Here is a 14,477-nt window from a genome sequence, read left to right on the forward strand (position 1 = left end):
GTCAGCCGTTTAAAACCGGCTGACGCACTCCATCGCCATCGTTTTAAACTCCTCAAAACTACGCGTCGCGGCAAGCCGTGTCATCGCGCGTTCACGCAAGAAAGTGACGAAGATATCGTAGATCGCCATCGCCTCTTCATACTCGCTTTTGCTAATCGCTAACAAGAAGATGATGTGCGCGGTTTCATCGCCCCAGACAATACCGTCGGGCGCGATAACGGTGTAGACCACCGTCTTTTTCGCCAGCAACCCCAATGCGTGCGGCAGTGCGATACCGTCACCCAGCATGGTGCTGACAATCGCTTCACGCTCCACCACCGAATCATAGAATTCGGCGTCAACAAAGCCTTCCGATTCAAGCTGCTGGCAGAGTTCAGCAAACAACGTTTGCTGATCCATCGATGCATCAATCACCCGGAAATGGGCCTCGTCGAAGTACTTGTTCAGCATAAACGGACGGGTGCGGTCTACCAACACCAGCTTGCCAATTTGATCCAACTGGTAGTCGGTTGGGAACGGCGCGATCGTGACGATGGGTTTATCTTTTTCGCTAATACGCGCGGTCGAAATAACAAAGTCTTCCGTTATCGCCTCCAGCTGTTCATATTCACGCTGGGAAAGCGTTGAGACAACCTCAACCTGCGGGTATTTACGCTGCAAAATCGCTTCTATCATTCGCGCCATTGCATTGCCCGCATCGCAGACCAGCAGCACCTTCGGTTGACGCTGATAGCCAATATTGTAGTGGCGCTCAAGGCCGACGCCGATGTGCAGCACCAGGAAACCGATCTCGTTTTCGCTTATCGCGTACGGGGTGTATTTGCCCCAACTCGATACCGCCGCCAGCGTCATATCCCACGCCATCGGGTAGTGCTGTTTAATGTTGTCGAGCAGCGGATTGGGGATCATTATCTGGTAGCGCACGCGGGTGATCATGGTTTTGATATGCGTCAGCAGATCGGCATGCAACTGGGCGTCTTCCAGCAGGTTGTAGTTATATTGCTGGTTGATATACCGCAGGATGTAATTGACCAGCGCTTCGTCGTCGTCGGCGCTGATGGTACCCGGATCCACATCCTGCACCTGACGTGCGGCAATGTGTACGCAGAGCCACTCTTCTTCCGCCGCAGAAAATGGTTTTCCCGCCAGTCGCTGGAGTTCACCGGCAACATCATGGGCCACATCGCGAACGTTTTGCGCCACATCTTCCGCGCGGAAATCCACCAGCGGAAAACCCTCACTGACGCGGCGTGTCACCACCGCGCCATACAAGCAGATAAAGCGCTCGCCCGCGTCGGTCAAGCGCACCTGGTGGCGCGTCAGGATATCCTGTAACCCGGCTTCCAACTGCGCTAACACGCTGGCATCAAAGGTTTCCTCGCGAATAAGCGGGTTCAGTGCGCCCTGCTGGCTAAGCTCCCACAGCAGGTCGGTCAAACAGGCGCGAATCGACACTTCACTGCCAAATAGCTTCATGCCGTGGCGTGGACGCGTCTCCAGCGTCAGTTGATAGCGCGCAAAACGCTCGCGCACATCGACCATATCGCTCTGCAAGGTTGCGCGGCTGATAAACCACTCATCTGCGAGATCCTCAAGCTTTACCGAAAAAGCCGAGGTCAGAAAACGCACCAACAAAAACGCGATACGATCCTGGCCGCTACGTGGAATGGCCTGCGGCTTAGGCGTGGCGTCTTCCAGCGTCTGATAGCGCGAAGGATCGTCGATGACCAACTGGTAGCCGCTACCGCGGGTCAGGACAAACTGGGCGCCGTAGGGGATCAACAGCGAGTTTAGTGCGGTGATATCGGCGCGCACGGTACGGGTTGAGACCGACAGCCGCTGTGCCAGTTCATCCTGGGGCAGCGTTTCGTTTTGCAGCAGGCTAAAGAGTTGCGCTAAACGTTGGTTGGGAAATCGCATGTCGGTTCCTTGATTTTACGGCTTAGGGTTTTGCAGAAATCACCATCTGGGATGGGCTGCCAACCGGGGTATAGTCCGGCGAAAACGTCAGCTTACCGCCCTTCGGCGCGACGCTAAAGCGGGTGATATTGTCACTGCGCTGGTTCATGACGTACAGCCAATGGCCTTGATTATCCAGCGTTAACGTTCTTGGGTAGTCGCCGCGCGTCCAGACATCGTCCTGACGGCTCAAGCGACCATCGGCCATCACGCTAAAGTGGGCGATGCTGTTATGCAGACGGTTCGCGACATAGAGCTGCTTTCCGTCGGGGCTTAGCACCAGGCCGGAAGCAAAGCTGGTGCCTTTGTAACCGTCGGGCAATGTGGAGACGGTTTGGCCTTCACGCAGCAAACCGCTGGTTTTATCGAGATGATAAAACGTCAGCGTAGAAGCCTCTTCGTTCACCAGCCACAGTCCGTCCCCTGTCGGGGTAAAGACGAAGTGACGCGGCCCGGCGCCTGCCGATGAAGCGGCGATAAACGGCGGATCGTTTGGCGTCAGCTTGCCGCTGGCGTTGTCGATACGATACTGATAAATCCGGTCCAGACCGAGGTCAGTGCTGTAGACAAACTGCCCGCTGGGATCGGCTGAAATCATATGTGCATGCGGGCTGCTGTGACCGCTGATGGCAAAGCTGCCTTCCACGGCAGCTTCCGGGCGCACGGCACCGGTTGGGCCACTATCCTGATGGACATCTACCGCTTCGCCGAGGCTACCATCCCCTTTCACCGGCAGCACGGCGACCGAACCGCTCACGTAGTTTGCCACCAGCAGATGGCCACCGTTCGGCGTTAGGGAAAGGAATACCGGGCCCGCACCTGCGGATGTAACCTGATTCAGGCTGGTCAACTCGCCATCATTGCCAATACTCCATGCCTGCACCACGCCCTGGTCCACCTCACTGGCGGCATAGAGCGTTTTGCCATCGTGCGAGACGGTCAGTTGCGCGACGTCCGGTAGTGAGCCTACCAGGATTTTGTCGCGCAGTTCACCCGTTTTTTCATCCACGATAAAACGATACAGGCCTTGCCCGTTAGGATTGTAGGTGCCAACCCAGGCATACTGCGGTTGTGCGATGGCGCTGGCGGCGAGCAGGGAGAGTGAGGCGGCAAGCAGGTGGTGAGCGGTGGGCATGGTGGCTCCTTGGTGGTTTGGTGCGCGTTTTTCCCCTCACCCCGGCCCTCTCCCCAAAGGGGCGAGGGAGAAGACCAGATGTTCCCCTCGGCGAGGGAGAAAAACATACGTGCCAGTTGCACGATCGGTCCCCTCTCCCCTATGGGGAGAGGGTTAGGGTGAGGGGGAACAATCGCACTACTTCACTAATTGTTTAGTCATCTCCAGCAGTTGGCGCACATCACCCGGACGAGTATTACCGCTGGCCTTATCAATAATAGAACTATAGATATGGGGGATGATTTTGCTAACTCCAGCATCCAGCGCAATTTTCAGGATCTCACTGTAATTGTCCAGATCGATCCCCCCCGTTGGTTCCAGCCAGAAATCGTGGCGCGCACAGGCTTCCGCCACCGCAATAAACTCATCGCGATACTTCAGGCCACCCATCGGGAAGTACTTAATCGAGCTGCCGCCCATATCTTTAAGCAGCGCAATGGCGGTTTCCAGCGGCACAATGCCGTCAGGCGTGGTGCTGGAGAGCGGGCCGGTGGAGATTTTGACCATGCCCACGGTACCGGTCGGGGAAACCAGACCATTCACCACCGTCTCGTTTTGCCCCAGCAACGCACGGCTGGTGGCGACACCGGTGAATACCTGATTCACGTGCTGCGGCTGTACCTGACGAGAAATCTCGCTCACCATTGCCGATTGATTCGGATCACCCGCGCCCAGCCCAACGGACAGCGCGTTATCAATGAGCTGCGCATACTCGCGCATATCGGCAACGGCACTGGCCACATCCGGGTAATTTTTGGAGAGCACGCCAACCAACACATGACCTTCCGCCGCCTCGTAAATGTCACGGGCGTTATCCTTGCTGCCTGCCAGAACGTTCAGGCAAACACGATCGCGGTAAAAATTCGGGGTCAGTTTCATGCGGTTTTCTCCTTGTTAAGAACTTCAGCAATGCGACGAGAGACAATCTCCAACTGCTGCGCATCAACGCTGCGGACGTCGGCTTCAATAATGCCCTCGTTGGCTTTATAGCCACGGAAATAGATAGCGTATTCGCCCTGCTTGAGTGCGTTAACCAACTCGCCGGTAGCGATGCCAGTCACGGCTTCATCGAATTTGATTTCGGCACGGGCAATGTCACGCCCGGCGCTGTCCCAGACCACGCGGGCAGTCACGCCATTGAGCGTGTTGAGCTGGTCAATAAACGGGGTCATTTTCGCCACCATCTCATCGCCGCTCTCTTTGCGCGCAGTCAGATAATGTTCAATGGCACAGGTCAGGCCGAGGATGCCTTCCTTGCCGACTTTCATGGCGCGGCCAATGCCCATCGACTGGCGCTTTACCCACTCAACGTACTGCGTTTTGCCAATCACCAGGCCACTGGTCGGCCCTTCAATCGCTTTCGCACCGCTGTAGATAACCAGGTCCGCGCCGACGCGGTAGTAACATTGCAGATCTTCTTCCGCTGCGGCATCAACAATCAGCGGCAGATTATGGTGACGCGCAACCACCGCAGCCTGCTCAACGCTGAGCATGCTTTTCTGCACACAGTGGTGCGATTTGATGTACAGAATCGCCGCCGTGCGCGGGGTAATCGCCGCCGCCAGCTGATCGGCGGAACATTCATTGGCATAACCCGCTTCCACCAGTTTGCCGCCACCCAGCGCCACCATGGTACCTACCGGTGCGCCAAAGTTTACGTTATGGCCTTTCGGCAGGACGATTTCGTTATTCTCCACAGGCGTAACGTGGAGGTTTTCCAGCAGCCAGTCACTGTCTTTCACCAGCACTGCCGCCACCGACTGAGCAATGCCCGCCGAGGCGCAGGAGACAACGGTTGCCCCTTCTACGTCCAGCAATTTGGCGATGTAGTCACCGGTTTTATTGACCAGGTCTTTCATCTCAAAATACTGGTTCATGCCCGCCAGCGCGGCTTCCACCACTTCCGGACGCGGCGTAGAAACGCCCAGCGCCGTCATACGACCTGACGTATTAATGACTTGTTTTAAATTGTACTTCTCAAAAATTGAAGGCATTTTCCGCGCTCCCTTGTTCGGTCAAATAGCCCTTGCCCGCGCGAATCGCGGCAAGCGGCAGCAGAATCTTGTCAGCCTGAAGGCTCTCTTTTTCGGCATCCACCAACAGCGTTGGGGTTGATGCAACGGTAAACAGCGTCAGGTCGGCGTCATAACCCACTTCCAGCCGACCTTTGTGCGTAAGACGCAACCCGTCTGCGGCGTTGGCGGTGACGCAGGCGATAACCTGTGGCAACGACATGCCGATGGCGAGGAATTTCGACATCACCAGCGCCAGCGAGCGCACCGGGCCGTCGATACGGTTGCGACAGTAAATATCTGAGCTAATGGTGTCCGGCAAAATCCCCATCGCAATCGCCCGACGCGCCACTTCAAAGCTAAAGCTTGCTGTGCCGTGACCAACATCAAGGCGCACGCCGCGCTGCAATGCCCGGGTCACCGCGCTTTTCAGCTCGCCGGATGGCGTCAGGATGCGGTTAGGTTTGCCGTTATAGCAGTGGGTGATGATGTCGCCGGAACTCAGCAGGTCGGCGATTTCGTCGAGGTTCGGCGGGTTGTTGCCAATGTGCACCATCAGCGGCAGGCCACCATTTTCCTGCTGAATGACTTTCGCCCGTTCCAGCGGCGTAATGCCGTTTTCACCCACCACGCTACTGCTCATGCGCGCTTTCAGGCCGACGATAAAATCGGGATAACGCTGCACCGCTTGCTTGACCGCATCGGCATCGATGTTGGCCATATTCGCCAGTTCGTTCTGCGCAATTAGCCCTACGCGGGAGATATTAAGCAGCGCATAGACATCGGTGGTCGCTTGCCGGGTAAGTTGATAGAAATCGTCAACGTCGTCTGCGCCCGTACTGCCTGCATCAATGACTGTGGTGACACCGGTGGCGATGCCGACGCTGTCTGGCTGGTCGTGGTAAATCGGTGAGTTCGGGTAGCAGTGGACGTGGGAATCAATCCAACCCGCGCTAACGTAGTAGTTGCCGTCCAGGTCGATGGTATTTTGCGAGGGCGCGTTAATCTCGCCCAGCGCCGCGATTGAACCGTCCTGAATGGCGATATCAGTCAGGGTATCGTCGACAAGGCGCGCACGGCGCAGGAGTAAATCGAACATATTTCTCTCCTGTAGAAAGGGGCGTGTAGGCCTGATAAGCGCAGCGCCATCAGGCCTACAACAACAAATCAGCTAATCGCTACCGGGAAGATGGAACCCAACAGCATCGCGCCGAGGATCGCACCGCCGGTAATCGGCTTCTGCCAGACATAGAAAATCAGCGCACCCACCAGCGAACCGACACCGATAGGAATCGAGGCGGTCATGGCGCTTAAGATAATCAACGGCCCAAGGAAACGGCCTGAGGCGTTACCCGCACCCATCATCACGTCGGCCCCGTAGGTCGAGTCGCTTTGGTTGATGGTGAACTTACGCGCCAGAATGATGATGTAGCCAATCGCCAGACCAATCACCAGCCCGGTAATCAGCGAGGCAATAAAGTTAGTCACCGGGAACATGATGCCCGCACCCAGCAGCAGCGCCGGAACGCCTAAACCCACGCCAGTTTGAATAGCACCACCGATGTCCAGAATCCCCACCAGCGAGCCTTCGATAATACGAGCGAACAGGAAGCTTGCACCGAATGCCGCCACTGCGCCGTAAGCACCGGTATCAATCCCCGCTTTGAGCATCGCCACAAAGGCAACCTCGTTAAACGCGCCAATACCATACAGGTAGTACATGTGTGTCCCGGCAAAGACGCCGGAAGAGAGCAGGCCCACGAAGATCGGGAACGACCAGTCGGCATACCAAAAACCTTTATTTTGTTCCATGTCAGGCTCCCGTTATTTGCCGCTGATTGAGTTGTGGATCAGATCCAGCCAATTCGGCACGGTCATGTGGAAGGATTCGATCATTTTCATATCGAAGCCGCGGAAGAAGGCGCTCAGGACAAACAGCGCAACGATCGCACCCATCATCACTTTGGTGACGCGGTGCCAGCCGCTTTCTTCTACGCCCTTACCAATCAGAATACCCAGCACCAGGCCCGGTACGGCGTTACCCATAATCAGCTGCGCAGCGCCGCCGAAGATAGTCGCCCAGAAACCTGATTTTTTACCGGCGTCGATTGCCGCCAGCCAGAAGATCACCGGCATCACGGTATTCACCAGCAGGTTTGCTGCCGGAACCAGAACCTTAACGGCGGTGACCTGCAACGCCTGAGGTACGGAAGAGGCCGTCAGGTTAAGGAAGGCAACCACAATCATGCCGATGATGCCGCAGGCAATAGCCATTTTCTTCGGATCATGCAGCGTCTCGCCGACGTTGCGATTTTTCATCATCAGCGCCGCGGCACCCCAGTTTGGGATAATGCGGTGGTCAACGTCCTGGGTGAATGCCCCTGCTGCAACGGAAGAAGCCCAGGCGTTAAAGAAGAAGCCGAGGCCAAAGGAGAAGTGGGAGGCTGGATCACCTTCACAGGAGTTCAGCTCGCCCAACGTACGAAACGCCCCCATCCCCTGGGTGGTAGGCGCATGAAACATGCGTGCCGCTCCGGCGCCCACACCGACGCCCACCAGGCCGCCGATAATGAGCGATTTTATTAAAATTATCAGGAACATAATCTAACCCTTAGGTAAAAATCAGGTTGGCGTGACGAAATCCACTTTATCGATATCAATGGCGGTCACGTTGACGGTAACGTCCAGCTCCACGCTGTACGCTCGTCGTTCACGGCGCAAAAAGAAGAACAGAAAGGCCTCTTTTCGTACCGCTTCACGCGCATAAATCACCGCCACGTCCTGTGGCTCAATACGCAATAATATGTGCGATGATGTTTTCATCACCGCAGCCTGCACATGGTTCAGGGCATCGGCGAATGCGCGTGTTTTGCTTTCGCCTTTACCCGTTACCCTCACCGTGGTGGTGAATTGCTCTTTCATGTTCACGCGCCGTACTTCTTCTTCCAGGCTTCAACCAGGCGCTCGCCCAGCTCTTCTTTATCCATAAAACCGAAGCCCAGCACGTTGTAGCCTTCATTGATGGCGGTAACGCCCTCTTCCACTGAACGCATGCCGTATTTCGCTTTGTAGCCGTATTTGTTTTGTGCCGTGATTGCACCTGCGCCACCGCTGCCGCAGAAGGAGATGCCGAAGGTGGCGTTTTCCGCTTTCATCATGTCACCAAGCTTCATGTCAGCGGCCACACCCGGTACGACAACTGCACGAGCACCGGCTTTCTCCGCGCCAGCGGCAACTTTTTGGCCTTTACCCAGACGGTCGCCAATAACTAAAGTGATCTGTTCCATGTGTTGCTCCTTACAGGTTTTCTTTTGCGACTTCGAAGTGGACGGACAGTAGCCACGCCTCTTCTTTTGGCAGATTGCCGAATTCCGCGACCACGTCGCGAGCCAGATTCATTGAGTCTTCTGAAATCTCTTCAAACAGGCTGGCGTCCACTTCCGGTAGCGGCTCGCCGCTGATTGACCGATGGGCCATCGCCCGAACGTGGGACGTCAACATTTGCTCCTGCACGTCGTTAGGGGTGATACCGCGACGGTGTAACAAGGCGAACACCTGCTGCAACATCTTGTCTGCCAGCTGTTCGGTCTGCGCCGTCTGCTCCTCTACGTCGTGTGTTACCGCTCCGTTATTCACTCGTGTTACCCCGCTAATGTCTCTGGGGATAAACCTAACGCCGGGGAGGTGGAGTTTGTAGCGAGTTGTTTTCCACTTCGAAGTGGAAAGGGAGACGGGCTGGGTGATCTGACTCACACATTCGTCACGAATCTCACGATATCGATATATTCGCGTGATGAATGTCACGATTGCAGAGGATGACGATAGGAAAAGCGAATGGCAAAACGAAGGTCAAAAGTGTGATGTCGAGGGAGTTTTGCGAAAGGAATGAGGGAAACGTCGGCTGACGCTTCCCTGAATATGGCTTAGCGGTACTTCTTATGATAGGTGTTGCGGGTGGTTTTAAACTCTTCCGCCGCAGCTTGTGCTTCTTTAATTTTGCCTTCGTTTGCAAGCTTGATTGCGCCATCAATCTGGCCAATCAGGATATCGAAACCGTGGCGATAATCTTTCATTTCTGCGCTGTCAGCAGTTTTGCTTTCCAGCTTTGGTGGGGTCTCTTTTTGCGCATCGCTCGCTGCGACGCGCATTTTACCCAGCGCATCTTTCAGCTCGCCGGCATCAGAGGTTTTCTGCACTATTTGCAGATTTTCCGCCAACGTATCCATGTCTTCGCCTAAGTCGGCAAAGGCTGAAGCCGAACCGAAGGCAAAAGCGGAGACCGCCAACATCGCTACCAGTGTTTTACGCATTGCTCACTTCCTTTTTTATTATTTAAGCAAACGGGCGCAGCAGGATGCGCCCGGTACGTGATTACTGCCCAGCGATTTTCATCTCCGGAAGCAGTACAGAACCACATTGGATATTACTGCGTGTCTCAATATCGTCAGCAATCGTGACCATATTGCGCCACATATCTTTCAGGTTGCCGGCAATGGTGATTTCACTCACCGGATACTGAATTTCGCCGTTCTCAACCCAGAAGCCGGATGCACCGCGCGAATAGTCGCCAGTGATACCACTCACACCCTGCCCCATCAGTTCGGTGACGACAAGACCCGTGCCCATCTCTTTAAGCAACTTTTCAAAACTTAGACCACGCCCGGCAATACGCCAGTTATGGATGCCACCCGCATGACCGGTGCTTTTCAGCCCCAGTTTACGTGCAGAGTAGTTGGTCAAAAGCCACTGGGTCAGCACGCCATCTTTGATGATATCGCGACGCTCAGTACGCACGCCTTCGCCATCGAACGGCGTCGACGCCAGCCCCTTCAGCAGGTGCGGATGTTCTTCAATCGTCAGCCATTCCGGCAGGATCTGCTCGCCCAGCGAGTCCAGCAGGAAAGTCGATTTCCGGTACACCGAACCACCGGCAATCGCACCGACCAGATGACCAAACAGGCCCGTTGCCACTTCATTGGCAAAAATGACCGGTGCTTTCATGGTGGAGAGTTTACGCGGCTCAAGACGCGAGAGCGTACGACGCGCGCACTCTTCACCCACCCACTCTGGCGATTGCAGGTCACTCAGCGCACGGCCAATGGTGTAGGCGTAGTCACGTTCCATATCACCGTTCACTTCGGCAATCACGCAACTGGACAGGGAATGGCGCGTTGAGCAGTAGCTTTGCAGCATGCCGTGGCTGTTACCGAAGACTTTGATGCCGTAGTGACTGTTAAAGCTGCCGCCTTCGGTATTGGTGATGCGCTTATCCGCCTTCAGCGATGCCTGCTCGGCGCGGGACGCCATTTCAATGGCTTCATCCGGGGAGACTTCCGCCGGGTGGAACAGGTCAAGATCCGGGGCATCAAAGGCCAGCAGATCTTTATCTGCCACGCCTGCACACGGATCCGGCGAGGTGTAACGGGCAATATCCAGCGCCGCCTGCACGGTACGTGCGATGGCATCTGGACTGAGGTCTGTGGAGGAGGCGCTACCTTTCTGATTCTGGTGATAGACGGTGATCCCCAGCGCCCCATCGCTATTAAATTCGACGTTTTCGACTTCACCATAACGGGTGCTGACGCCAATACCGGTGGTCTTGCTAACCGCGACTTCCGCACCATCTGATTTGCTGGCCGCCAGCTCTAGCGCCATGGAGACCGCTTTTTCCAGCGCAATACGTTGTTGTGCAACTTGTGTGATCACTTTCATCGTCTAAGCCATAATCTGAGGTAAAGTTAAATGAAGTCTAACAGAGAACCCTTTCTCAGTATGCGTTCAAGCTGTTAGTATTAGCCTCTTTTTTAAGGAGCCTGAAATGACAAAGCAGCCCGAAGACTGGCTCGACGAAGTCCCCGGTGATGATATCGAGGACGAAGATGATGAAATTATCTGGGTCAGTAAGAGTGAAATTAAACGTGATGCTGAAGAGCTGAAAAAGCTTGGCGCAGAACTGGTTGCCCTGGGTAAAAATGCCCTGGATAAAATTCCGCTGGATGCCGACCTGCGCGCCGCCATTGAACTGGCGCAGCGTATTAAGATGGAAGGCCGCCGCCGCCAGCTGCAGCTGATTGGTAAAATGCTGCGTCAGCGCGACGTGGAACCTTTCCGCCAGGCGCTGGACAAGCTGAAGAACCGTCACAACCAGCAGGTTGTACTGTTCCATAAACTGGAAATGCTGCGTGACCGCCTGATTGAAGGTAACGACGACGCAATTGAAGACGTGCTGAACCTGTGGCCTGACGCCGACCGTCAGCAACTGCGTTCATTGGTTCGCAACGCTAAGAAAGAGAAAGAAGGCAATAAGCCGCCGAAATCCGCCCGTCAGATTTACCAGTATCTGCGTGAGCTGGCTGAAAACCAGGATTAAGTCTCTGCAAAATGCCCTCCGCTGTGAGTAATGCCGATCAGTTAAGGATCGGTTGACCGATCCAGTGGCTGTGTAAGAATCCGGAAATGCTCACCCGTTTCCGGATTTTTTTATGCACATTGGACAGGCTCTTGATCTAGTATCCCGTTACGATCCCCTGCATAACCCTCTGACTTCTCTGGGCGACTATCTGGACCCGGAACTTATTTCCCGCTGTCTTGAAGAATCCGGCACCGTCACCCTGCGCAAGCGCCGTCTGCCGCTGGAAATGATGGTCTGGTGCATTGTCGGCATGGCACTCGAACGTAAAGACCCCCGCCATCAGATCGTCAATCGTCTGGACATCATGCTGTCGGGCAGCCGTCCCTTCGTGGTGCCCAGCGCCGTGATCCAGGCACAACAGCGTCTGGGAAGCGAAGCCGTCCGCCGCGTGTTCACGCAAACAGCACAGCTCTGGCATAACGCCACGCCGCACCCGAACTGGTGTGGCCTGACCCTGCTGGCTATCGATGGTGTGTTCTGGCGCACACCGGACACACCAGAGAACGATGCCGCCTTCCCCCGCCATACGCATGGCGGGGGAAGGCGGCACTCTACCCGCAGGTCAAAATGGTCTGCCAGATGGAGCTGACCAGCCATCTGCTGACGGCAGCGGCCTTCGGCACGATGAAAAACAGTGAAAATGAGCTTGCCGGGCAACTTATAGAGCAAACCGGCGATAACACCCTGACGTTAATGGATAAAGGATATTACTCACTGGGGCTGTTAAACGCCTGGAGCCAGGCGGGAAAGCACCGGCACTGGATGATCCCCTCAGAAAGGGAGCGCAGTACGAAGAGGTCAGAAAACTGGGCAAAGGCGATCATCTGGTCACGCTGAAAGCCAGCCCACAGGCACGAAAAAAGTGGCCGGGTCTGGGAAATGAGATGACAGCCCGCCTGCTGACCGTGACGCGCAAAGGAAAGGTCTGTCATCTGCTGACGTCAATGACGGATGCCATGCGTTACCCGGGGGGAGAAATGGCAGACCTGTACAGCCATCGATGGGAGATCGAACTGAGATACAGGGAGATAAAACAGACGATGCAACTGAGCAGGCTGATGCTGAGAAGTAAAAAGCCGGAGCTTGTGGAGCAGGAACTGTGGGGCGTCTTGCTGGCTTATAATCTGGTGAGGTATCAGATAATTAAGATGGTGGGACATCTGAAAGGATACTGGCCGAATCAGCTGAGCTTCTCAGGATCATGTGGAATGGTAATGAGAATGCTGATGACTCTGCAGGGTGCTTCACCGGGGCGAATCCCGGAGCTGATGCGTGATCTTGAAAGTGTGGGGCAGCTGGTAAAATTACCGACAAGAAGGGAAAGTCACCTTTAATCAGGTGGCCAAATTTACTGTGCCACTACATACCGCACCGGAGGACAAGACCGACACCAGATACCGCCAGTTAGACATCACGCTGCAAGCGGGGGGGGATCACTGGCCTGAATGAGGAGATCAGACATGTCCGAAGATGACTTGGCACAGATCCGTACTGACTTTTCTCTCCTGAAACCTTCTTTTCTGTCTGGCTGAAGGCCGGATAATTACTGTTGGGATTTACAAAGAAATGCTGGATATTTGAGACTACCAATAAGCCAATGGCTATCATTTATTCTGTATATAGATATGTATCTACCTGCCTGTTTGTCTCTGTCAAAAAAATATCGTGAGTAAATTTCATCAGGGGTATTATCACTGGCGTTAAGAGTTTCATTTACTGCTGTCAATTTCCAGATGCCGTTCCCTACAGGTGTGAACTGTATTGAAGCCTGCCTCCTGAGTATGTATTTTTTACCATTGTACTCAACGTTCCCATCTGCGGATATAATACCTGAACCATCTTTATAAAAATAAAATGAATAACTGGCATCAAAAATATAACTACTACCATTTTCTGTTTGATGAAAGAATGACTCACAACTGAACTCAGGTGAAAAAGCCCTAGTAAAAAGCTTATATAACACAGCACAAACTAAAAGCATTACTCCAAAAGCCACTAAAAAAAATTGTATTTTATTTGCTTTCATCTACTTAATACCTTTCCAGTTTCTATCCATGATGTTAATACAATTATTAATATCATCCTTACCTTCTGCACAGAATGCAATAAAGATCTTCCCACCATTATAAAAAATAGATTTTTTATCTAAATAGAAAAATACAGTACTTTTTTGTTCGCAGGATAATTTATTATCAACAATCAATTTGGCTGCATTATGCATCAATAATGCTTTATCAAGATCTAACGGTGAAATCAGAGAGTAAATGCTGCACTGCTGAATACCCCCTATGTATTCAGTAGCATTCTGGTGAGATGCGCTACTGACAGGATAAAAATATATGATAGCAGAGGCCATAATTGACAATATTAAAAAACATATTGAAATATACGATTGAAAAAATGGGTGGGGAGTTTTATCAGAAGGAATTGGGTGTTTTAATTTAACTTGTTGGATATCCAGATCACTGCTTAACATAAAACCAATACGGGGTACGGTCTGAATAGTTGTTTCAGGTAGTCCAAATATATCCAAAACTTTGCGTAATCTGGAAATAAAATGATTCAGGCTATTATTTGACCCTTCAAGACCCCAGCATTCCCAGACCCGGTGAAAGATATCATTCCTTGTTAAAACATGCCCTTGTTCTTCAAGCAATAGTAGAAAAAGACGCCGTTCCGTCAGGGTTAGCACCAGGGGCTCATTTTCGTCAGAAAGGTCGCCTACCCATATAGCCCCATCCTCCGGACGAAATTTAACTTCATTGTTAAGCATGTAGTACATCTCGTTTTCCTTGATAGAGTGTCTGACTGTGCTAACGGTCGCAAGACTTTTCTTAGAAAAAATTATAACACATACAGAAGAGTCAAGTTATTAATTAACGATGATTAACAGGATAATCATCTGTATACTTGCGTATTG

15 protein-coding genes and 1 pseudogene are annotated in these 14,477 nt (G+C 53.4%); 2 read left to right on the plus strand and 14 right to left on the minus strand.

The genetic code is table 11. The features are described 5' to 3' along the window. Positions 1 to 9: 9 nt before the first annotated feature. From U0026_RS19970 to pmbA, 12 genes are all read right to left on the minus strand, one after another. Entirely contained in the window at positions 10 to 1,920 is a 1,911-nt protein-coding gene (locus U0026_RS19970) for a BglG family transcription antiterminator (protein WP_062777789.1), read from the minus strand. Between the two features lie 22 nt (positions 1,921 to 1,942). Then, positions 1,943 to 3,094 carry a lactonase family protein gene (locus tag U0026_RS19975; RefSeq protein ID WP_062777788.1) on the minus strand — a complete coding sequence of 384 codons (1,152 nt, stop codon included), beginning with the start codon at positions 3,092 to 3,094 and terminating at the stop codon, positions 1,943 to 1,945. A gap of 177 nt (positions 3,095 to 3,271) precedes the next feature. Beyond that, positions 3,272 to 4,012, minus strand: coding sequence for a 2-dehydro-3-deoxy-phosphogluconate aldolase (gene dagF, locus U0026_RS19980; RefSeq protein ID WP_062777786.1), 741 nt, complete (start codon positions 4,010 to 4,012; stop codon positions 3,272 to 3,274). Further along, positions 4,009 to 5,127: a DgaE family pyridoxal phosphate-dependent ammonia lyase gene (locus tag U0026_RS19985; RefSeq protein WP_062777784.1), complete on the minus strand. Its 1,119-nt coding sequence runs from the start codon at positions 5,125 to 5,127 to the stop codon at positions 4,009 to 4,011. The genes dagF and U0026_RS19985 overlap by 4 nt, the downstream gene beginning before the upstream one ends. Next, positions 5,111 to 6,244: an amidohydrolase/deacetylase family metallohydrolase gene (locus U0026_RS19990; protein WP_062777782.1), complete on the minus strand. Its 1,134-nt coding sequence runs from the start codon at positions 6,242 to 6,244 to the stop codon at positions 5,111 to 5,113. Before U0026_RS19990 ends, U0026_RS19985 begins: the two co-directional genes overlap by 17 nt. A gap of 68 nt (positions 6,245 to 6,312) precedes the next feature. After that, a complete protein-coding gene (locus U0026_RS19995) occupies positions 6,313 to 6,957 on the minus strand; it encodes a DUF4310 family protein (protein WP_062777780.1) in 645 nt (214 codons plus the stop codon). Between the two features lie 12 nt (positions 6,958 to 6,969). Next, complete coding sequence (locus U0026_RS20000) at positions 6,970 to 7,746, minus strand: DUF4311 domain-containing protein (RefSeq protein WP_062777778.1); 777 nt, start codon at positions 7,744 to 7,746, stop codon at positions 6,970 to 6,972. A gap of 21 nt (positions 7,747 to 7,767) precedes the next feature. Beyond that, positions 7,768 to 8,067, minus strand: coding sequence for a DUF4312 family protein (locus U0026_RS20005; protein ID WP_062777776.1), 300 nt, complete (start codon positions 8,065 to 8,067; stop codon positions 7,768 to 7,770). Between the two features lie 2 nt (positions 8,068 to 8,069). Continuing rightward, the gene (locus tag U0026_RS20010) at positions 8,070 to 8,432 is read right to left on the minus strand and encodes an SFCGS family glycine-rich protein (RefSeq protein WP_062777774.1); all 363 of its coding nucleotides are present in this window, start codon (positions 8,430 to 8,432) and stop codon (positions 8,070 to 8,072) included. 10 nt (positions 8,433 to 8,442) lie between these two features. Beyond that, entirely contained in the window at positions 8,443 to 8,781 is a 339-nt protein-coding gene (locus U0026_RS20015; protein ID WP_062777773.1) for a glycine dehydrogenase, read from the minus strand. Positions 8,782 to 9,068: 287 nt separating this feature from the next. Then, positions 9,069 to 9,455, minus strand: coding sequence for a cytochrome b562 (gene cybC, locus U0026_RS20020; protein WP_062777771.1), 387 nt, complete (start codon positions 9,453 to 9,455; stop codon positions 9,069 to 9,071). A gap of 61 nt (positions 9,456 to 9,516) precedes the next feature. Further along, positions 9,517 to 10,857: a metalloprotease PmbA gene (pmbA, locus tag U0026_RS20025; RefSeq protein ID WP_062777769.1), complete on the minus strand. Its 1,341-nt coding sequence runs from the start codon at positions 10,855 to 10,857 to the stop codon at positions 9,517 to 9,519. A gap of 106 nt (positions 10,858 to 10,963) precedes the next feature. Here pmbA and yjgA point away from each other — a divergent pair, with 106 nt between their 5' ends. Beyond that, on the plus strand, positions 10,964 to 11,515 hold the full coding sequence (gene yjgA / locus U0026_RS20030) for a ribosome biogenesis factor YjgA (protein ID WP_062777768.1): 552 nt from the start codon (positions 10,964 to 10,966) through the stop codon (positions 11,513 to 11,515). A 112-nt stretch (positions 11,516 to 11,627) separates the two neighbouring features. Continuing rightward, positions 11,628 to 12,876 (plus strand): annotated as a pseudogene (locus tag U0026_RS20035) (IS4 family transposase); the annotation flags it as partial. A gap of 224 nt (positions 12,877 to 13,100) precedes the next feature. On the opposite strand, the gene U0026_RS20040 reads toward U0026_RS20035, so the two are convergent. Then, on the minus strand, positions 13,101 to 13,583 hold the full coding sequence (locus U0026_RS20040; RefSeq protein WP_062777764.1) for a hypothetical protein: 483 nt from the start codon (positions 13,581 to 13,583) through the stop codon (positions 13,101 to 13,103). Next, positions 13,584 to 14,339, minus strand: coding sequence for a winged helix-turn-helix domain-containing protein (locus U0026_RS20045; RefSeq protein WP_062777762.1), 756 nt, complete (start codon positions 14,337 to 14,339; stop codon positions 13,584 to 13,586). Between the last annotated feature and the right edge of the window lie 138 nt (positions 14,340 to 14,477).

The sequence above is a fragment of the Kluyvera intermedia genome (assembly GCF_034424175.1).
In the GTDB taxonomy this organism is placed as follows: Bacteria; Pseudomonadota; Gammaproteobacteria; order Enterobacterales; family Enterobacteriaceae; genus Kluyvera; species Kluyvera intermedia.